This is a genomic window from Phycisphaerae bacterium, assembly GCA_019636475.1.
GTDB lineage: Bacteria > Planctomycetota > Phycisphaerae > UBA1845 > UTPLA1 > JADJRI01.
This window is the reverse complement of sequence record JAHBXN010000002.1, coordinates 195,530-216,145: the sequence shown is the minus strand read 5'-3', so window position 1 is coordinate 216,145 and position 20,616 is coordinate 195,530. Positions and strand designations below refer to the sequence as shown.

The window sequence follows — 20,616 nt, the reverse complement described above, 5'->3', positions numbered from 1 at the left end:
CCTCTGGCGTATTATTGGCCCACCACGACCGCTAATCAAGAAAAATCGGCCGTCGGATGCAGCGGAGGCAGCCGATGCAGAGGAATATCAGTTGGGCTTACAACTTCGATCGATCTGCGGGGCGGGGGCTTCAACGATTGAATCGACGAAGATTGCTCGATAGGATTCCGCTCCTGATGAATCGTTCACTCCACTGGCTCTGTGTGCTGATGTGCCTCGCGGGTTCGACCGGCTGCCGCACCGGCGCCGTCGCTGTCGAGCCGGAGGCGGGACCCGACTGGCAAATCGATGGGGCGGTCCCGGACGCCGTCATGTCACGGCTTCGCGCCGAAGGCTGGGACGAGCAGGTCGCCGATCGACTCGGACTGTGGGTTTCAGTCGAACGACAACGGCTGGTCGGAATTCAGAAGGGCAGAGTCCGCTGGAATCTTGTCTGCTCGACGGCTGAGAAGGGTGTCGGCAACAGGGAAGGCAGTTACCAGACGCCGACGGGGTGGCACTTCGTGGACGAGCGAATCGGCGCGGATCTGCCGAAGGGCGCGGTGCTGGTCAGCCGCAAATTCACCGGCGAAGTCTGGAAGGTCGGCGATGAGACCACCAAGGATCTGGTTCTGTCCCGGATTCTCTGGCTGCGCGGTCTCGAAGAAGGGAAAAATCGCGGTCCGGGCATCGATTCGCACGATCGATTCATCTACATACATGGCACGCCGGCTGAACATCGGCTGGGCCGCCCGGCCTCAATGGGCTGTGTGCGATTGTCAAACGAGGATGTAATCCGGTTGTTCGACGACGTGCCGACCGGCACGCGCGTCTATATCACCGAATGGTAGTCCGGACCAGGTGACGTGCTCTCGGCACAACTTGGCGCGTCAGCCTTTCGGCGCGGGTCCGTTCGCGTCATGCTTCTGCTGAAGCGTCGGCAGATTTTCCAGCCGGGCTTTCAACTCGCCGAACATTCCATCGATCGGGCGATTAAGTTCGCCAAGCTGCCTGTCGCGCGCCGACTTGTCGCTGATCTTCTCGACCGCATCGTATTGAGGAGCGCGGCTCATGCGATATTGGGTCGCCCGTGAGCGAAGGTGCGTCAGGACGCGCAGCCCGGCCTCATGCTGCTGGGGCGTGAAATTGTAATACTTCGAAACATCCATGAAGTACTGTTCCCACTTGTCGAGCGGCGGCGCGGGCGGAGTCGAGAGCGGCACGATTTTCTGCGTACCCCGATCGACTCGGATCGACGCCGGATCAACCGGCTGCGCTGTTTTTGCCGCCGTTTGGGCAGGCGGTGTCGGATTGGCCATCGGCGCGTTGGAATGGGGCGCAGCAGCAGCGGCAACGGCCGAGTCTGCGCCCGTGCTCGGCGCGCCGGCGATTCGCGGCATGGCTGTGGGTGCGGTCGGCGTGACGATTGTGGAGGTTTGCATCGAATTTACGGCGTCTTCGTTGACTCTTGAAGCGCCAATTACGACGGCTTCGTCCGGTCGCATGAAATGATTGCTGATAAGCGACGGCCGCGGTGCGGTCGTTTTGGAGCGGGAATAGGCGCCATTCCAGTTTCCAGATCCCCCGATCGGGGTCAATGTCTGGCTGCCGTCGGGATTGGTTTGCACGATCGCCTTGCCGTTTCGGCTGATGAAAACCTCGCCGGGACGATTCAGAGACCGATTTGCGGGCGCGAGCGCCGACAGTCGTGCGAGTCCCGGGCTCGCATTGCGAAGCATGGTTCCGGAGTTTGCGCCGTATTTTGCATAATCCTGAATCACGTTTCGGTTGGAGACGCTGAGCGATTCCTCGATCGGCTCGTTGGTTCCGGATTGATACTTCTGCATCGTCATTTTCGGGAGCGATCGAACGGGAATCGGCTCACTTTCAGATTGCGGTTTCTGTGGCATCTCAGGAATAGGCTTGCTCGATGTTCCGCTGCTGTTCTTGGATTCCTGGGATGCTGGCGCGGCCCCGGCGGATTCATCCGCGAGCAACCACCGGCCGCTGAAAGACAGGCCGATGACGAGCGTGAACAACGCAGTCTTGCGTGACATTGACATTCCGGGCCTCCGATTGCCGTAAATGCGCCATGTGATGCCGGGTTTTTGGCTTGAACGACCGAGAATCCGGGTTTCATGGCGGGCTGACTCGCGTACGTCTATTGTTGACGACCCCAGGTGGCTTTTCAAGCGGCGATAAGGTACCAGCAGTGCAACCAAGACCGTGGAACGCAGCCAATTGCACGTGTTCTCGCCGCGGCGAATTTGAGGTAGACTGGGGGCGATAACCGGTGATCTCGAACGCGTCCCGTCGAGGTGCGTAGAAGGCTGTGAAGCAGCGGGTTAATGGTATCCGGCTGATCCCCCGAAAGGTTCTCGAACCGTCGCTGTGACGGCTTTCTCGAGTCAAATACCGGCGGGATTGCCGCTCCGGTCGCTAAGTTCGCTATGCGAAACGACTTGAATTCCAGACATGGCGCCGCAGGCCGGCGAAGTTTGCCGGCGAAGTGCCTGGGGACCGCGCTACTATGGGTGATGGTCGTGACGGCCGGCTGCGATCGCACGCCGGATCGGCCCGTTCCCAAAGAGACCTCGCGAAACGTCATTCTGATTCTCATCGACACGTTGCGAGCCGACAAGCTTGGCTGCTATGGAAACAGCCTTGGGCTGACGCCGAATATTGATCGCCTGGCCGCAGGGGGCTTTCGGTTCGATCAAGCCTTTTCACATGCGCCTTGGACGCTGCCGGCAACGGCGTCGCTGTTGACGTCCGCGTATCCTCAGCAGCACGGAGCCGGTGTGAAGAAGGGCGGCCGCTCGCTCGAGTTCAACGGATTGGCCGAGGGGGTGCGCACGATCGCGCAGTGTTTTTACGACCAAGGTTATGACACGGCAGCGATTGCGAACGTTTTCTTTCTCGCGCCGCAGTATGGGCTTGATCGCGGTTTTTCGGTGTATGATTTTGTGGCGCCGGACCGGACACAACGCGTTCATCGTCGCGCGACGGAAGTGACGGACTGGGCGGTGAACTGGATAAAACAGCAACGCAAGTCGTCGAATCGCCCTTTCTTTCTGCTGGTGCACTACTTCGATCCGCATCTGGCGTACGATCCGCCGGAGCGTTTCCGCAGAAAATTCGCGATGCCCGAGGATTTGACGCCCGATCCGACGCTGTTCGGCAGCCGAGGCGACATGATCGATTTCCGCGAGGGACGTATCAAACCCGCCGATTTACCGATCAAACGGCTCGAAGCGCTCTATAACGGCGAGGTTGCGTACACCGACGAGCAGGTCGGCCGACTTGTTGACGAACTTGGCGGAATGGGGCTGGCCGAGAAGACGCTGCTGGTCGTGACGGCCGACCACGGTGAAGAGTTTTTCGATCACGGCGGGTTCGAGCACGGGCACTCTTTGTACGACGAGATGATCCGGGTGCCGCTGATATTCTGGGCGCCGGGCCTGATCCGTCCCGGTGAGGCGCGCAAGAGTGTGGGTCACGTGGATGTTGCGCCGACGCTATGTTCGCTGACCCGGATCGAACCGGAGGCGAAATTCGTCGGCAAGAGCCTCGAACGTCTCTTGTTTGGCGAGAACCGGCTGGACGAATCAGTCTTTTCGCAGGGAAACATGTGGGGTCCGGACCTGACGGCGATTCGCGTCAAAGGTCGCCACAAGTTTATCGAGCGTCCGCCGGGGCGCGAACTTTATGATATTGTTGAGGATCCGAAGGAAACGCGGAATCTGGTGCGGGAGTCGAAGTTCATCGCGCTCGCGGACGAATTGGAAAAGGTGCTGGCTTCGTTCAAGAAGCTGCTCGGCGAACGGCTCGGCACTTCGGTGAAGCTGTCAAAGGACGAGATCGACCGATTGCGCGGTGGCGGTTACTGGGTTGATATCGATGAAAGCGGGCCGTCGGACGATAACGATAGCGGCTTGACGGATCGCCCGGCGACGAGCGCGCCTTCGTCGGGAAGATGACACACGCATTGCATCGTGCGACTTCAAACGTCGGCGCATCACCGCGGAGGAGTCGCGGGGACCTTTTGTCGGACCGGCGGGAAGTGAATTGTCGACGATCGCTGACGTACAAGGTTTGATTCTGAAAGGGAGTCATGTTCCGAACCCGATCGCTTCGGATTGCCGTGCTGGCCGTGGTTGTCGTCTCCGGTTGCAGCGGAGAAAAGGACACGCGAGGCGAACGCGCACCATCGGTTTTTGTGATTGTCATTGACGCTGCATCGGCCGCCTACTTCGGCTGTTATGGCGATCCGGGCAAGACAAGCCCGAATATCGACGCCCTTGCCGCTGAATCCATTCTTTTTGAGAATGCCTACAGTCAAACGTCAACCACGGTCTCTTCGACTGCCAGCCTCATGACCGGTGTCCGCGCGACGACACACCGGATGACCGACCGCACGGTTCTTCCCACGGAGTTTGAGACGATGCCACAGGCGCTCGCGCGCCAAGGCATGAACTGCTTCGGGGTGATCGGCAATCCGTTCGCCGGCGCGCCTGCCACCGGCCTTGACCGCGGCTACAAAGAGGCTGTCCAGGTGTATGCGCTGGAAGCCCTTCAGAAGTCGCGACGAACAGAAGAGAGCAGTCACTTTATCGTTACGCTTCCAGACGATATTAACTCCGAGGTGGCGAAACTTCTGCCGAAGTTTCAGCCGACGGGTACGTTTGCCTACATTCACTTTCTCCAGCCGCACAAGCCTTACACACCGCCTGAATCGCATCTTCGGCTATACGAGGCCCAACTCACCGATTGGGACAAACTGCACGACCAATGGAATGAGTCCCATCGGACCGGCCGCGCGGACGAATCAACGATTCGCGGACTCGAAGCGAGGTATCGGGCAAACATTCATTATGTCGATGCGGCGGTCGGCGAATTGTTTGGAAAACTGAGGGAGGCGGGTCTATATGACGAATCGATGATCGTTTTCCTTTCCGATCACGGGGAGGCGTTTTTCAAACATCGCCGATTCGGGCACAACGCGACTGTTTACGATGACATGACTCGTATTCCGTTGATCATCAAGTTTCCGAAGAGCGCGGGCGTCAAGCCCGGACGAATCTCGAATCTTGTGGAAACGATCGATGTGCTTCCCACCATCTTTGAATTCCTGAAACTCTCGCCCCCTGACAAACATGAAGGCGACAGCCTCTGGGGACTGGCCACGGGGGATGTCAGGGAGCTTTCCGGCTCTGAGGTCATCGTCTGCACCGTGCAACGCTCACGGCATGCGATGCGCATTCGCGACCATAAGCTCGTTATCAGCAGCGACGGGAGGCAGGAGCTCTTTGATCTGCGAAAAGATCCGGACGAACAGGACAACCTTGCGCTCAAGGAGCCGGAAAACGCTCGAAGAATGCGGGAACTGCTTGAAAGCGTCGTCGACATTCGGGGTGGGACGGCCGCCGCGCGTTCCAACAAGCTCCGCGACGATCCGAAAATGAAGGCACTGATCGAGTCGCTGGGCTACACCGGCGGCTCCATCGACGAGGAATTTGAGATTGAATCGAACGGTCGTTCGGGGGCGTCCTCCACGACCCGGCCAGTCGCCACGACTCAGCCGGCTGCCTCCGGGCCGGATTGACCGGCCTCGAGCGCCGGCATTCGCTTTGACTCTCTCCCGATCGATCGCGATACTCTGCGGGGATAATTGATTTTTAAATGAGGCTATCGAGTGAGCGCGGCTGAAACCGGTCCTTCCGTTGTGCTACCCCAATCGGCGAATACCGAATCGTCCGGGTCGCGGACGGCGCGCTTGTTTGACTTCGGATTGCTTCAGGGCGTCGCCTTGAGCGGGCGGGATTATGTCTGCTTCGCTTTCGTCACGCTCATCGCATTGATTCCTCGCACCATCTACCTCATTTCGGTTTCCCGCAGTCCGCTCTTTGATCAGCCGATTCTCGATGGTGAAGCCCACGATCAATGGGCGCGCATGATCCTGGAGGGCGTCTCGGCCTTTCCCGGCTCGGCTTACTTCAAGGCGCCGCTGTATCCGTACTTCCTCGCGCTGATCCGGCTGGTCACCGGCGATCTTTACTGGGCACCGCGCATCGTTCAGATCGTGATGGGCTCATTGAGTTGCGGATTTGTCTATCTTGCAGGACGTGAGGCGTTCAATCGAACGGTCGGTCTGGTTGCCGGACTGGCCAGCGCGTTTTACTGGGTCATGATCTACTTTGATGCCGAACTGCTGCTCGAGCCGCTCAGCATCTTCCTGATGCTTGTCAGCCTGTGGATCATTCTTCGAGCCGCCAAGCGAGATTCACTGTGGCTATGGGCCGTCGCCGGATTGTTCATGGGGCTATCCGCGATCACCCGGCCCAACGTTCTGATTTTCATTCCCGTGATTGCGCTGTGGCTCGTCTGGGCCGGCTGGCCGAATGTGGTCCGTTCGATCTGGAAGTCGGCTGTTTGGTGCTTCGCGTGTGCGATTCCGATTCTGCCGGTAACGATTCGCAACTATGTCGTGGGACACGATTTTGTTCTCATCGCGTCGCAGGCCGGGCCGAATTTCTTCATCGGCAATAATCCAACATCCGATGGCTACTCGGCAACCCTTCCTGGCGCCCGGTCCTCCTGGCTTGGCGGCTTCATCGACTGGAGGTCCATGGCCGAGCAGCGGCTGGGCCGAAAGCTGAAGGCGTCGGAAGTCGATCAGTTTTTCTTTGATGAGGCGTTCCGTTTTTTTCGTGAGGATCCACAACGGGCCTGGGAACTGAATTTCCGCAAGCTTCAGTTGTTTTTCTACGAATGGGAGATTCCGAACGATTCGGATTTAACCTCGATGGCGGCGTTATACGCGCCATGGATGCTGCGGCTCCCCGTGACATCCGGTGCGATTCTGGCCTTCGGACTGATCGGCTTTGTGATAGCGCTCTGGGACTTCAAGCGGACGCTGCCGCTCACGAGCTTCGTCGTGCTTTATACGGCGAGCGTGGTGGCGTTTTTTGTGTGCTCGCGATTCCGGGTGCCGATGATGCCGGTGGCCATGGTGCTTGCGGCCTTGGTTCCGGTGAAGGCGTGCGAGTATTTGTACAAGCGGGATTTTCGCGGCATCATCGGGCTGGGCATCTTCAGCTATTTTGCATGGATCTGCATTCATCGAGGCATTCCGCAGGAGGTCCTCGACGTTCACGCCGCGAACACCCAGATACGCATCGGCCACCAACTCTCGATCAAGGGACTGCCCGGCGAGGCCGAACATTACGAGGCGGCCTTGAAGCTCGATTCGAACTGTGCCGAGGCCGAATCGGGGCTTGGCTACTATCATATGCGAAAGGGTGACGCGACGACGGCAGTCAGGCACTTCGAAAGAGCGCTGCGGCTCAACGGCGATCTGGACGTATACGAGCCGCTTGCGGGTCTTCAGGCCTCCCTCGGTCGCTGGGACGACGCGATTTCGACGGTTCAGCGAGGCGTGGATCGGCTGCCGGGGTTTCTCGATCTGAAGCGGAAGCTGGCCTTCATGCTTGCGACCTGCCCGATCGATCGCCTGCGAAATGGCTCGGAAGCGGTTCGACTGGCTGAAGAGGTGGCCAGCGTCGGACTTGAAATTCCGCAGACTTACGACACGCTCGCTGTCGCCTATGCCGAAGTGGGCCGGTTTGACGATGCGGTGCGTTCCGCGAAGAAAGCGCTGGATCTCGCTCGGAAATTCGTGAATCCGGAAGCGATCGAGCAGATCGGCGCGAGGCTGAAACTGTTCGAGGAGCGGAAAGCGTTTCGGCAATCGATCGGCGTTGGAAGTCCTTAGCGTAACAGCCCGATGATCGCCGCGCCGGCGATTATCCACGTGGAATTGATGCGATACTTCAGCAGGGCGAGGCCGGCAGCGGTCAGCAGCAGGCCGCCCAGCGGCGTCGTGATCGCGTGCCGACCCAGTTCAATGATGACGGCCGCCATCAATGCGAGTGACGCGACGTTGACACCATCGAGCAGCACGCCGATGAGGGGGGATCGACGCATTCGCGGAACAATCGGCCCGCTGATCGCCACGAACAGGAATGCCGGCAGGAAGATGCCCCCTGTCGCGGCCATCGCGCCGCTGTATCCGGCAATGATATAGCCGACGAAGGTCGCCGTGGTGAAGACCGGTCCCGGCGTGAGCTGCCCGACGGCAACGGCGTCAAGTAACTGAGTCTGGGTAAGCCAGTTTCGTTGATGGACGAATTCCGCCTCGACGAAGGCGAGCAGCACATAGCCGCTTCCGTAGAGAACGGCGCCGATCTTTGCGAAAATTCCGAAGAGCGACGCGACAATCGCCGGCGCGGCATTTGCCGATGCGGCTTCGACGCCGGCGGAAAGGCCGAATAGCGCGAACGGCTCGATTGCTTTCAGTGTATTGCGCCGCACGGTCGTTGCGCTCGCCGCATGCAGTCCGAGCGTGGCCACGGCCGCGGCGGCCAGTGTGGCGAGTTCGCTCAATCCGCACAAGTTGGCGGCGAGCGCGCCAGCACCCACGACGGCGAGCCGGGTGTTCTTCACAGCGGATCGACCAAGATTCCAAACGGCCTGAAGAACGATCGCGATGATGACCGGCTTCACGCAGTCGAGCATGCCTGCCAGCGCGGGAAGTGAGCCAAATTGCACATAAATCCGCGCCAGCGCGAGCACAATCACCACGGCTGGTATGATGAAGCACGCTCCGGCGACCAGTAGCCCCGCGAAGCCCGCGCGGCGATGACCGATATGAATGGCCATTTCCGTGGAATTCGGTCCTGGAATCAGTTGCGTCGCGCTGAGCAGATCGAGGAATTCCTCGTCGCTGAGCCATTTTCGGCGTCGAACGACTTCTTCCTGCATCATCGCGATATGGGCGGCTGGTCCGCCGAAGGCCGTCACGCCGAGTCGGGTGAAGAGCATCGCCAGCTCACGCAGGGGTCGAACGTTGGTCAAAGCTTGGATGCTCCTACGAACCCTGACGAGAGCGAGCCGAACCGCTGGGCTGTGCGGCGCGGTTTTCGTGATGATAGCACGCCAGGCCCGGAAACTAAATCAGTGGCGAAGCGGCCGCGATTCTGCAAGAATACATGGCTTCATTTCGATCGGAGTCGCCTGATGGCGGCTGGCCGAATTGACTCGACGTGAGGCGTTTGAATGGCGAATCAATCCGTATCCGTGTCCGATGCGAATGCGCCGCGCGGCGTGCCGGTCCGCTCAAACGGCGGGTCGATGTCTGCGTCGTCCGCGGCTTTCGGTCTCGTGATCGCGAATGCGACGGTGTTTACATCCAGTTTCTGCATCATGGTGATTGAGCTGGTTGCGGGCCGGCTGATCGCCCCGTACGTCGGTTCGTCGCTCTATACGTGGACGTCCATCATCGGCGTCGTCCTGGCGGGAATCGCGGGGGGAAATTATCTGGGCGGGCGCGTGGCGGATCGATATGCAAAGGACTCGCGAGGTGCGCGCCGGACATTGGCCGGATTGTTCGGATTGGCCGGGGTCGTGGCGCTCGGGATAGGCCTGTTTAACCGCATTGTCGGGAGCATGCCCTTTCTGGAAGGCATGGATTCGCTCAAGCTGCGAATAGCGCTGCACGTCGTTCTTGTATTCTTCATTCCCTGCGGAATGCTGGGGCTGATCAGCCCGGTGGTCGCGAAGTCGGCGCTCGATCTCGGTCGGCGTACGGGTCGTACGATGGGGAGTGTTTACGCGTGGGGCGTCGTCGGCAGCATTGTCGGCACGTTCATGACGGGTTTTTATTTCATTGCGGTAATGAACACCTCGACCATCATCCTTTCAGTCGGCTGTCTTCTGCTCGCGGTTGCCGCGATGTATGGCGCCGCATCGATGAGTCGAACCACCAAATGACGTTTCGTTCCACACAATGTGTGTCCCTCGTTCGCTGTCGCAAGACGGCCGTGATCCTTCTTGCCGTGGGCTTGTGGCTGTGTGCCGAAGAGCCGGCACACGCATATATCGGACCGGGAGCGGGCTTCGCGCTGGCGTCATCGCTCTTTGTCGTGTTCTGGACATTCCTGCTGGCGGTGCTGACGATTGTGCTGTGGCCGTTCAGGTGGGTGTTTCGTGCGATTCGCGGTCGAAAGGCGTTTGCTCGAAGCAAGATCAAGCGACTCGTGATTCTCGGTCTCGACGGCATGGAGCACACGCTGGCCGAGCGGTTCATGAATGAAGGGAAGATGCCCAACCTCAAACGGCTGGGCGAGCAGGGCGGCTTCCGACTTCTTGGGACGACGACGCCGCCGCTCTCGCCAGTGGCCTGGTCGAGCTTTCTGACGGGGGTGAACCCCGGGAAGCACAACATCTACGATTTTCTCAACACCGACCGGCGCAATTACACCCCGTTCCTTTCGTCGGTGGATATACACCCCCCCACGAAGACGCTCAAACTTGGCAAATACGTTATTCCGCTGAACAAGCCTTCCATTCGATTGATGCGCAAGGGCAAGCCCTTCTGGAACACGCTTGGCGAGCATGGAATCTTTACCTCAGTCATTCGCGTGCCGATCACATGGCCGCCGGAGAAATGCCGTGGCGTGGTGCTGTCCGCGATGTGCGTTCCCGATCTGCGAGGCACCCAGGGTTTGTTCTCTTTCTACAGCACCCGGTCCAACGGCGGCGAGCGCACGGGCGGCGAGCAGGTGACGGTAACGCGGGACGGCGACATGGTTCGGAGCGAGTTGATCGGCCCGGACAATTCGATGGTTGTCGATGGGGGGGCGATGAAGATTCCCTTCACGGTGGAGATCAAAGGCCGGGATCGTGCCGTCCTCGTAATCGACGGGGAGCGGCATGAACTGAAGGTCTATGAGTACACACCATGGGTCACGGTGAAGTTCAAGGCCGCGCCAGGCGTGACGGTCAACGGCATTTGCCGGTTCATGCTTGTGAGCACGGAGCCGGAGTTCGAACTCTATGTCATGCCGATCAATCTGGATCCGGAAAAGCCGGCGATGCCCATTTCCTATCCGACGGCCTACAGCACCTACCTGGCGAAGCGGTTTGGCCCGTTCGCGACGCTGGGGCTGGCCGAAGATACATGGGTGCTCAACGAAGGGTTGGTGGAGGACGGCGCGTTCCTGGATCAGTGCATCAGCATTGACGGCGAGCGCGAGAAGCAGTTTTTCGACGCGTTGGACAATACGAAGCGCGGTTTGTGCGTCTGCGTGTTTGACGGAACGGATCGCATACAGCACATGTTCTGGCGATACCTCGAGCGCGACCACCCCGCGCACCCGGCGAACCTCGATTCGGACTACAAGCCGAATCGGTTTGAGACGGCGATTGAGGACCTCTACATTCGCATGGATCAACTTGTCGGCGAGACCATGAAACGCGCGGGCGACGACGGAACCATGCTGATGGTCATTTCCGATCACGGCTTCAATTCGTTTCGGCGCGGCATCGATTTGAATGCCTGGTTGATTGCGAACGGGTACATGACGCTGAAGCCCGGCGCATCGCCCGGGTTCAAGTATCTGTCGCAGGTGGATTGGAGCCGGACACGCGCCTATGCACTGGGGCTTGCCGGTCTGTTCCTTAATCTCAAGGACCGCGAGGCGCAGGGCATTGTTGAATCGGGTGAGGACGCAGAGCGTTTGAAGGCCGAGATCATAGCGAAGCTGACCGGCCTGAAGGATCCGAAAACCGGAGAACCCGGCATTCGTCGTGTTTTTGACAAGGAAAAATGCTATCAGGGACCCTTCCGCGATTCCGCGCCGGATCTGGTCGTCGGCTACCATCGCGGCTATCGCGTCGATTGGGACACCGCCATCGGCAAGGTGACCGATGCCGTATTCCACGACAACACCAAGGCATGGAGTGGCGATCATTGCATTGATCCCGAGTTGATTCCGGGCGTCTTTTTCTGTAGCCACAAGATCGAAAGCGAGTCGCCGCGGCTTATGGACCTGGGGCCGACGGCGCTCGAACTCTTCGGCGTTGACGTGCCGAAGAACATGGATGGTCAACCGTTGAGAATCGTGACGGACCGTGGCGTTCATGCGGCGGCGTAGCCTCTACGGTTTTTCAGGCGGGCGCATTGACCTGCTGCTGATCGAATCGTGTCATGAATCGAACCTGCAAATTGAATCTGCTTTCGGCGCTGCTGGTCATCCTGGGTGCGGGCTCGCCCGGATGTGATCGGGAGTCATCCGGCCGGACTCCCGTGCCGCGTGCGAAAAACGCCGGGCACAAGCGGGTTCTTGTGCTCGGATGTGATGGGATGGATCCGCGGTTGGTGCGAAAGCTGATCGACGAAAATCGGATGCCGAATTTCGCGAAGCTCGAGCAGCAGGGCGGATTCAGACCCCTCGAAACGAGCATTCCACCGCAAAGTCCTGTCGCCTGGTCTAACTTCATCACGGGGGCGAACCCGGGTGTTCACGGGGTATACGACTTCATCCACCGTGATCTCGCGCCGGCCGATCCGCATCTCAACGTCACGCCCCGTACGTCCACCAGCATCGATGTGCCGCCGCCCGAGCCACTCTTCGAGTTTCAGGTCTCAAAGTACCAGTTCAATTCGTCGCATCTCAATCCATTCGCCGCCAGCCAGACCACAACGCTCACGCGATATGGCGTGCCTTTCTGGAACTACCTCGACGAACGCGGCATCCCCATTCAAATCTACAAGATTCCGGCGAATTATCCGCCGAGCGAATCAGAGCACGGCCACATGTGCTGTCTTGCGGGAATGGGCGTGCCTGATGCACTGGCCACACTCGGAACCTATCAGCACTTCTCAACTGAACCGCGGGCAGCCGTCGATCTGGGGGGCGGCCGGCGCGATCGCATCGTCAAGGACTTCAAGACCGGCACCTACATCGCGACGATCATCGGCCCGCCAAACGAATTTCTGCCGGCCAGTTCGCGCACGGGATTGCCTCCGAAGCTGGAGGTCGAATTGCGAATCTATCGCGACCCGGAAAATCCGAGCCTGAAAATCGCATGGATCAACGAAGGCGTTGCGGGCAACGAATCGCGCGAGCTTGTGCTGAATGAGGGCGATTGGAGCGATTGGCAGGAAATATACTTCCTCAAGACGCCCGTCGGTCCGAGTTTGCCGACGATGGTCCGTTTCTATGTTCAGCAAGTTCATCCCGAGATCAAGCTCTACGTTTCTCCGCTGAATTTCATCCCGACGAATTGCGCCGCCGTCATCAGCGAGCCGCCGAAATTCGTCAAGGAGATCGGCGAGGCAATCGGGCCGTTCTACACCCAGGGCTTTGCCGAAACGTTTCGGGCACGACACTTCAAGGACATTGACGACGAAGAATATCGCAAGCAGGCGGATATCGTTCTGGATGAAAGCATGAAAATGCTCGACTACGCCCTGGAGCGATATGTTGACGGCGTGCTCTTTTTCTATTTCAGCAGCACGGATCTCCAGTCGCACATTTTCTGGTGGGACTCGACCTACCCGCATCCCTTTCGATCCGAGGCCGATGCCCGGAAGTATCACGGCGTTGTGGAGCGCGTGTACGAGCGGATGGACGAAGCGCTGGGAAGGTGCATGGCATCGCTCGGAGATGACGCTGCGTACATCGTCATGTCAGATCATGGCTTCGGCAATTTTCGTCGCCAGTTCGGCCTGAATTCCTGGCTTCGCGAAAATGGCTATCTTGATTCCGATGGCAAGCCCGATCTTTTCTTCGGGAAGACCGACTGGTCGAAGACCCGGGCCTACGGGCTGGGGATCAACAGCCTGTACCTGAATCTCAAGGGACGAGAACGCATGGGCAGTGTCGAGCCGGGCGACCGCGATGCGCTGCTGGATGAGATTACTGCCAGGCTCTTGGCATACGAAGACCCTTCCTATCCGGACTCGCACCCGATTGCACGGGTTTACCGGCGCGATGAATTCTACAAGGGGCCCGAGGCGATCAACGCGCCCGACCTGATCATCGGATACAATCGTGACTATCGCAGCAGTTGGCAGACCGGTATGGGCGGATTTGATCGGACGGTCGTGTCGGACAATCGCGAGGCATGGAGCGCCGATCACTGCATTGCGCACGATTTCGTGCCGGGGATTGTCCTGTCGAATCGACGCATCGTGTCCGAGGCGCCGGCGCTGATCGACGTCGCACCGACCATCCTGGCCGAATTCGGCATTTCAACGCCGGCTTCCATGCAGGGGCGGAACATGTTCGCGCCGCTGTCGCCATGAGTTTCTCGCGGTTAATTCTTCGGGAGGGTTTGTTATCGTGTTCGGCGGAAACGTAAAAATTGACAAAGGTCTGCTGGAGCGCGTTCGGAAATATGCCGAGGCCGCCGGCTACAGCAGTCCCGACGAATTCATTACTCATGCAATCGAGAAAGAACTGGCCGAGCTCGACAAGGCCAAAGGCAGTGGCACCGAGACCGATCCGGCCGTACTCGATCGGCTGCGCGGGCTGGGATATATCGAGTAGTCGTCCGGGAGTCGCGTTTCGGGAATCGATCGGTACTTGTTCATGAATGCAGCGCTCGACATGATCACGCGCGGAATGAACGCACTGGGCGCAGCGGCGTTCGCACTGGTGTCCTTTTGTTCACCCGCCGTGGCGCTCGTGGTCATTTCCGCGTTGATCGGCTGGCTCATGCTGCTGATATGGGGCTGGACGTCCAACCAATCCGCCATCAAGGATGTTCGCAATCAGATCTCCGCGCATCTGCTGTCGACGCGTCTTTTCAAGGACAACCTCGCGGTGACGTTTCGGGCGCAGCGGATGATCATCTGGCATGCGCTGCGCCTCATGCTCCATTCGCTTCGTCCGATGGTCATCATGGCTGTTCCCTTCGTTCTGATCATGGCGCAGATCGGCCTTCGATATCAATTCCGTCCCTTCAAGCCCGGCGAGTTGATTCGGGTGACCGTTCAGCTCAAACCGGTCGCTTCGGCGGCGGACCCGATTACTCGCGAGGCGACCGCTTCGACAGTTGACTACGAAAAAAGGGATCGGATGCAGGCCGCGCTGATGGGTGTCGGTTCGCGACTGAAACTGCCCGCAGGCGTCGTTCACGATCCGCACGATCCTTGTCGCGCCGTGCCCCTCGGGACGGCCGACTGGCGGCTGCGCGCGGATTCGGTCGGTGAGAAAATCCTTGAATTCGGAGATGCGGTGAATGCGGTGCGGGTGCCTGTGGTGATCGGAGAGGAGTTTGGTCCGATCAGCAGTCTTCGCGGCGGACACTGGTTCGATCGCCTGCTTTACTCGGGCGAAATGTCCATCGCGGAATCGTCGCCGATCGAATCGATTCGAATCGCGTATCCTCCGCGATCGACGCCGATATTCGGCTACGACGTCCATTGGCTGGTCACGCTGTTCGTGTTGTCCATCGTTTTCGCCTTGATCATCAAGCCGTTTACCCGGGTGCAGATGTAAATTCGGACCGCTGCCGTCAGCGTGTTATGGCCTGATCCGGAAACGGGGAGCTTCTCGGACGTGGGCGGCTGGAGGCGTTTCTGGATAGGACGCCGGGGCTTGAAAACCACTTGGCGTCGCGGTACCATTTCAATGTGTAGGTGAGCTATTGAGCCTATTGCACGCCTCGCCTGTATCCCCACCTGCGACTTTGCCTACCTCGGGGTCTTGGAGGACATCTTAGATGAGTCGACGTAAAATCCGTATGTTCGTCCTTGCCGGCTATGTAGCCGCTGGCGCGTTCGTCACGCAGTTCCTCACGCTTTGCGCGTCCACCGGGACAGCCGGCTTATCCTCGAGCGGACTGTTGATTGACAATAACGGTTATTTCCTCGGTCTGCTGTATGTCTGCGGCACCGAGAATTACGCGATCCGTGCGGCCGATGGCGTCCTCGGACCGGTCATCAACCAGGATGACGATCTCATGTGGGGTTGCCCGGTTCGTGAAATTCCCGTTGGCGGTGGCGGCTGATAACCGAGCGGCACGGCACGTATTTCGCGCCGAAGGAGATCGCTTTGCGTTTGGATAGAATTACCTCGTAATTTGACGATATAAAAGATAGGAAGGCACCATCATGCGAAAGCACAAGAGCATTCGGCGAAAGTTGGTCGGTCTGGGCCTGTTGGCCGCCGGCAGCAGCCTGTTCGCCAACAATTGCATCAACTTTGCCGCGTCTTTGCCGATCTGCGGCGGCGTGTTGACGTTCTGCTCGCCGGCTGACCAGATCAATCTGCTCTGGCCCCTGCTTCAGACGCCCGACTTCAATGCTGACCCGAGCTGCACGATTCCGCTCGGCTGCGGCGATGGCGACCTCTTCGACGTTCCTCCGGGCTTCCCCGGAGGCGATGCTCCCGCGCAGCCATCTGATGGTCAGGGCGGCATCGGCGGCGGCGGTGGTGCCGGCGGCGGCGGTGGCGGTGGCGGTGGTGGTGTCGGCGGCGGCGGTATCTGATACGGCGGCTCGCTCGCTGCTGCCATGAGAGACGCTCGGCCGTCGGTTTACCCGAGGCCCGGCATCGGCTCACGGCAATTGAATCAAAAAACGATTGGAGGCCCGGCCATTCTCAGCCGGGCTTCTTTTTTGTCACGATCGGTTTGCGGGCCGATCATTCTCGCTGAGTGAGTGGGCCAATGCCGAATTGGCTTCGAATGCGATTGACCGCGGCAAGCACTTTGCCGTCGTCGCAGACGAACTTCGATAATTGGGAGGTCGTGACGCCGATCGATGCTGCCGCCATTTGTATTCTTCCGCCGTGGGCTGCGATTTCGTCGATGACGTGCGCGATAATTCGTGGTCGGTCCGGAGAACGCCTCGGAACCGCGATGCCGCCGGACGAACTGATCGCGCCCGCCACGACCGCATGGCGATCGGCGGCCGAGGATTCGACGCGAATCTCCAGGGCGATGGCCATCCTCAATCGCCGCAACGCCTTGGCCTTGTTCTCGTGTTGAGACCTGCTCTCTTCTGCAATGGCAAGCAGTCCGCTGGGCTTGTGCCGCAATCGAACCGCTGAACTGGTTTTGTTCCGTTTCTGGCCGCCGGGACCGCTGGCGCGATAGGTGTCAATCTGGCACTGGCGAAGCAGATTGTCGTCAGACTGCAGCAGCCAGTGGTCGCGTGATCCGTTCATTTGTTTGGGTTTCAGGCTGCCTTGTTGCGAAGTGTGCGAGGAGCCACACGGAATCGGCTGCGTCGGGATCTTAAATAACAAGACCCGCCGGCGCTGAGACTCAGCCACCGGCGGGTCAAGAACAATGAGGCTGCCTAGAGTGTTGCAGCCACGGTCGCTGCACTCTAGAGCAGCTTCTTACTCTCACTCGTCATGGATCACCTCCTTCGTGATGGGCGGCGACCTCGATCGCGGGGCATGAGTGAATGTCGCGCGTCGAGCCTTCACCCGTCCGACGGCCGTCACCGGCCGGACACAACGCCCGATGCACGGAGTGCATCGCTCGGTCCGGTCTGCACGCCGATCGCTGTCGCCTCGCCCATGTTTGAGGCGATGCGATCGGGCACTCGCCGGACATCTCTAGTCTAGTCAGAGCCGATTTTCAGAGTCAACAAAAAACCAGGGGCGCGAGAAATCGAAAGTCCGCATTGGTGGATGCCATCGGTGGAGTCCGGGAGCCGGTGGAAAATTCAGCATCCGTGATCGAAAAAGTCGCATGCTCAGCATCCGAAATCGCTCAAACCGGGACGGCTATCTTGCTCGGATCTCGGGAGGCAGTGACGGTCATAGGCCGCGCGACAATGGGCCAAATCTTGACTTTGGCGGCCGTTTCTGTTAAGAAATCGTTTTCCAGCGCGGCGGAATCTCGCAAATCTCCCAGCGAACCGCCGCACAAAGCCCGAGGGCGTGCCCAGAGGCCTGATCCGATTGTCTCATGCGAAGCGATGTTCGAGCGTTCACCCTGGGGTGGTTCGGCTGACGCAGCCATATTAAGACAATCGTATTTTTTCGGAGTGGAAAGCGGCGGATCAGGGCTGACGCTCGCCTCAGCGGTCGAACTTGCGCCTGGAGCGCGGACGATCAGCCGCACTGGGCTTTAGGAGTGGGGAGAGACCGGCGGCGGTTCAGGATCGCGTCAACGTCTTTGTACGTTCGTCATTCTCCTGGTCCGATCCGCCGGTCGCCATTTTTACGCGGGCGTGCGTCCAGAATGTCCGGGCGAAACGGCCGGGATCACATCAATAGAAACTGAACGGCTGTTGCGGCGCGGGCGAGTACATGCCGATGCGAGAGCGACCTTGTGCGTCCTTGTCGAGGTCCTTGTAGTCGCAGCGTTTCTCGATTGCGGTGGGATCGAACCATTGGAGCCGGGAGACGAGGCTTCGATCGCCCATGATCGTCTGGAACGCGACTTGGCGCTTCTCGGATTCGTAGTTGTCGCTGTTGACGCGGTTCGTCGAGAGCAATTCGATCACATACCACGTCTTGGTTTTGGGAATCGAGATCACCCGGGCCTTCGGTGGAGGTACGGACGCCGGCTGAGTGGATGCGGCGAGAACCGCACTGGTCTGCGGAACGTCCAGAATCGGCGGGGCCCAGTTGTCGGCGGCCATCTCAAAGCAGGCATCCACGAACTCGGGCGCCCGTCCGACGCCGACAACCTCGGAATACTCGATCATCGGACGGTTTTCGCGGGCGCGCGTTTCCCGTTCGGCGGGATCGGTGATTCGGCTCATGCGCGAGAACGGCGCGGGCTTCGATACGGCGCGAACGCCTCGTGTCACACGCAAGTCCTCGAAGTGCGTCAACGCAAGGTCGAGACCGATGCGCGAGGCGACGGCGCACAGTTCCTTCGCGATCGGCTCCACTCGGCCGAAGGCGCGCTGCAATCGAATGTCGCGTTCGACTTTGGGCATTACTTCGTCAATGACGAGCGGCGCCTGGGCGTCGCGGGTTTCGATGACCCGAAAGACGATGTAGTTGGCGGGCTCGCCGGGCTTGGGCACAAGCTGGTTTCCACGAATTTCGAATCCGGCAGAAGGGCCGGCGACCGTCATCGGGAGGATGGGCGTCTGGAATAACTGCATCCGCAGGTCAGATTCGCGGTTGGCCTCGGGCGTGAAGAATCCGGGCACTCGAAACGCGAGCTCCGACAAGGAGATGGGCGTGTCCTTATCGCCGGGCATTTCGGCGCCGCGCAGAACGAAGTCGTTGGCGATATCCTCTTCTGAGGAGAAATCGGTCTCGCTGTAGTCGACGTTCACGCCAAACTTTGCAGCCAGTTGAGCGCTCACGCTCCGGAGGAAAGCCGGGTCCTTGACCGATTCAGGAATCGGCTTGAATCCGGTCTTCTCGTCGTTCTTCAGATCTGCCCAGGGTTTCGCAAGTTCCTCGGTGAGGCGCGATGCGAATTGACGCGCAAGCCGTGCGGCCTTGTTTTTCTTCAATTCGCGGGAGATGGCGTCGCGGCTCTCGGTGTATGTTTGCGGCACCTGCTTGGGAACCTGCCGCATCTCGGGTTGCGACGCAGGTTGAGTCGCGGCCGGGTCGACCGGCGCCGGCTCATCAACCATGATGGTCTTCATGTACTTGTTCGGATTGGCCTTCCACTGATTTTTGATTTCTTCTTCGGTGACGCTGACCTGGGCTTCAATCTTTGAGACCGACGCGGCAACGTACTGAAGCCTCACGCGTTGCGGATGCTTGTATCCGAAACCGTCAGGGCTGTCGGCCGGCAGCACGTCCTTGTACTTTGCAAACTGCGCCGCCGCGTCCTCGGCGGAGACGGGCTCGTTGTTGTCGATGAACTGGTCGGCTTTGAGCGCCACGAAGCCGACGTTTATTTTGTCTTCGGTTGCCTGCACATAGTGCTTCACCTGTGGCTCGGACGGCATCGACGCCAGGCGAATGCGTTCGAAATACTCCCCGATCGCCATCTGTCGCGCAACGGCCGCCTGCATGGCCGAAAGCGAGACACGCAGTTGCTTGCGAATGTCGGCAAGCGTTCCGGCGTTGAATTGAACCAGCATGGATTCGCGTTGTTCGAGAACTCTGTTCACGTCCGCGGAGGAGATCGTGATGCCGGCCCGCTCCGCTTCTTTCGAGAGCATCAGCCAATGACGGACATCGATTTCATCGCCCCGGCCGTTTCTCCAATCGAACATCAGGCGCCCGAGGATTTCGGTATCGGCCTGTGCTGCATTGAGATCCTGCAAATTGAGGGTCTCGCCGTAGCAGCGCATGACCAGGATGTCGCTGGCTCGCTGCTGAAAGCAGGAAGTCAAAGCAGAACCGCCGACGAAGGAAAACATGGCGAACAGAACGAGGCCCACCATGATTTTCTTGCTGTGAACCCGTAGCGTCTTAATCATTCCGAAAGCTCCGACACCCGCAGATGCGGGGATGCAATTTCATGTGATCCGGGGCCGCCGTGGCCGTCTCCCAGGCGATCCCGGGGTGGAACCGGCTGCGTCCAAAACGAAAGCCCCGTAGATTAGCGGGAAGGCTCTCGCGTTGCAAAGGGCCTGATGGCAGGCGATATGGCGCCTAAGTGGCTTGTTGAACGTGCCTTGTGGTTCAGCGGGCCGTCTGGTTCTTTGCGGGTGGAGTTACCGGCGTCTTTGATGCGATGGGAACGGGCGATTTGATCATCTTCAGGTGCGATCCCAGCGGCAGAAACCGCCGGTCCGGTGATGCAAGGAGTGCCAGATTCATGGCACAGATGGTGGGCGAGTCGGGCTGTCGGGCTACAGAGCGATCAATGAGGCGACCGCGATCCGCCATGCCGGCAGGTGAG

14 protein-coding genes and 1 pseudogene are annotated in these 20,616 nt (G+C 59.4%); 11 read left to right on the top strand and 4 right to left on the bottom strand.

What is annotated here, in order from left to right:
• Nucleotides 1-311: 311 nt before the first annotated feature.
• A complete protein-coding gene (locus tag KF841_03990; protein MBX3394509.1) occupies nt 312-830 on the top strand; it encodes a L,D-transpeptidase in 519 nt (172 codons plus the stop codon).
• A 39-nt stretch (nt 831-869) separates the two neighbouring features.
• Here KF841_03990 and KF841_03985 read toward each other — a convergent pair whose 3' ends face one another.
• Nucleotides 870-2,036, bottom strand: coding sequence for a hypothetical protein (locus KF841_03985; GenBank protein MBX3394508.1), 1,167 nt, complete (start codon nt 2,034-2,036; stop codon nt 870-872).
• Between the two features lie 393 nt (nt 2,037-2,429).
• Between KF841_03985 and KF841_03980 the strand changes: the two genes are divergently transcribed.
• The 3 genes from KF841_03980 to KF841_03970 all read left to right on the top strand — a co-directional run bounded on the left by KF841_03980 (nt 2,430) and on the right by KF841_03970 (nt 7,753).
• Nucleotides 2,430-3,959, top strand: coding sequence for a sulfatase (locus KF841_03980; GenBank protein MBX3394507.1), 1,530 nt, complete (start codon nt 2,430-2,432; stop codon nt 3,957-3,959).
• A 134-nt stretch (nt 3,960-4,093) separates the two neighbouring features.
• Nucleotides 4,094-5,584 (top strand): sulfatase-like hydrolase/transferase, encoded by a 1,491-nt coding sequence (locus KF841_03975; GenBank protein ID MBX3394506.1) that lies wholly within the window; start codon nt 4,094-4,096, stop codon nt 5,582-5,584.
• Nucleotides 5,585-5,674: 90 nt separating this feature from the next.
• Nucleotides 5,675-7,753, top strand: a complete 2,079-nt coding sequence (locus KF841_03970; protein ID MBX3394505.1) for a glycosyltransferase family 39 protein — start codon at nt 5,675-5,677, stop codon at nt 7,751-7,753.
• On the opposite strand, the gene chrA is transcribed toward KF841_03970, so the two are convergent.
• Complete coding sequence (gene chrA / locus KF841_03965) at nt 7,750-8,862, bottom strand: chromate efflux transporter (GenBank protein MBX3394504.1); 1,113 nt, start codon at nt 8,860-8,862, stop codon at nt 7,750-7,752. The two genes, KF841_03970 and chrA, sit on opposite strands and share 4 nt — an antisense overlap.
• Before the next feature lie 234 nt (nt 8,863-9,096).
• On the opposite strand from chrA, the gene KF841_03960 reads away from it, so the two are divergent.
• The 7 genes and pseudogenes from KF841_03960 to KF841_03930 all read left to right on the top strand — a co-directional run bounded on the left by KF841_03960 (nt 9,097) and on the right by KF841_03930 (nt 16,321).
• Nucleotides 9,097-9,810, top strand: a complete 714-nt coding sequence (locus KF841_03960) for a fused MFS/spermidine synthase (GenBank protein ID MBX3394503.1) — start codon at nt 9,097-9,099, stop codon at nt 9,808-9,810.
• A complete protein-coding gene (locus KF841_03955; GenBank protein ID MBX3394502.1) occupies nt 9,807-11,975 on the top strand; it encodes an alkaline phosphatase family protein in 2,169 nt (722 codons plus the stop codon). Before KF841_03960 ends, KF841_03955 begins: the two co-directional genes overlap by 4 nt.
• Nucleotides 11,976-12,028: 53 nt before the next feature.
• Complete coding sequence (locus tag KF841_03950; protein ID MBX3394501.1) at nt 12,029-14,131, top strand: alkaline phosphatase family protein; 2,103 nt, start codon at nt 12,029-12,031, stop codon at nt 14,129-14,131.
• Nucleotides 14,132-14,168: 37 nt separating this feature from the next.
• On the top strand, nt 14,169-14,375 hold the full coding sequence (locus KF841_03945; GenBank protein MBX3394500.1) for a hypothetical protein: 207 nt from the start codon (nt 14,169-14,171) through the stop codon (nt 14,373-14,375).
• Nucleotides 14,376-14,417: 42 nt separating this feature from the next.
• The gene (locus KF841_03940) at nt 14,418-15,329 is read left to right on the top strand and encodes a hypothetical protein (protein MBX3394499.1); all 912 of its coding nucleotides are present in this window, start codon (nt 14,418-14,420) and stop codon (nt 15,327-15,329) included.
• 223 nt (nt 15,330-15,552) lie between these two features.
• A complete protein-coding gene (locus KF841_03935) occupies nt 15,553-15,840 on the top strand; it encodes a hypothetical protein (protein ID MBX3394498.1) in 288 nt (95 codons plus the stop codon).
• 406 nt (nt 15,841-16,246) lie between these two features.
• A pseudogene (locus tag KF841_03930) lies at nt 16,247-16,321 on the top strand (dicarboxylate/amino acid:cation symporter).
• Nucleotides 16,322-16,475: 154 nt separating this feature from the next.
• On the opposite strand, the gene KF841_03925 reads toward KF841_03930, so the two are convergent.
• Both KF841_03925 and KF841_03920 read right to left on the bottom strand, forming a co-directional pair.
• Nucleotides 16,476-17,000 carry a peptide chain release factor-like protein gene (locus tag KF841_03925; protein ID MBX3394497.1) on the bottom strand — a complete coding sequence of 175 codons (525 nt, stop codon included), beginning with the start codon at nt 16,998-17,000 and terminating at the stop codon, nt 16,476-16,478.
• A 1,058-nt stretch (nt 17,001-18,058) separates the two neighbouring features.
• Entirely contained in the window at nt 18,059-20,191 is a 2,133-nt protein-coding gene (locus tag KF841_03920; GenBank protein ID MBX3394496.1) for a hypothetical protein, read from the bottom strand.
• Nucleotides 20,192-20,616: the final 425 nt, after the last annotated feature.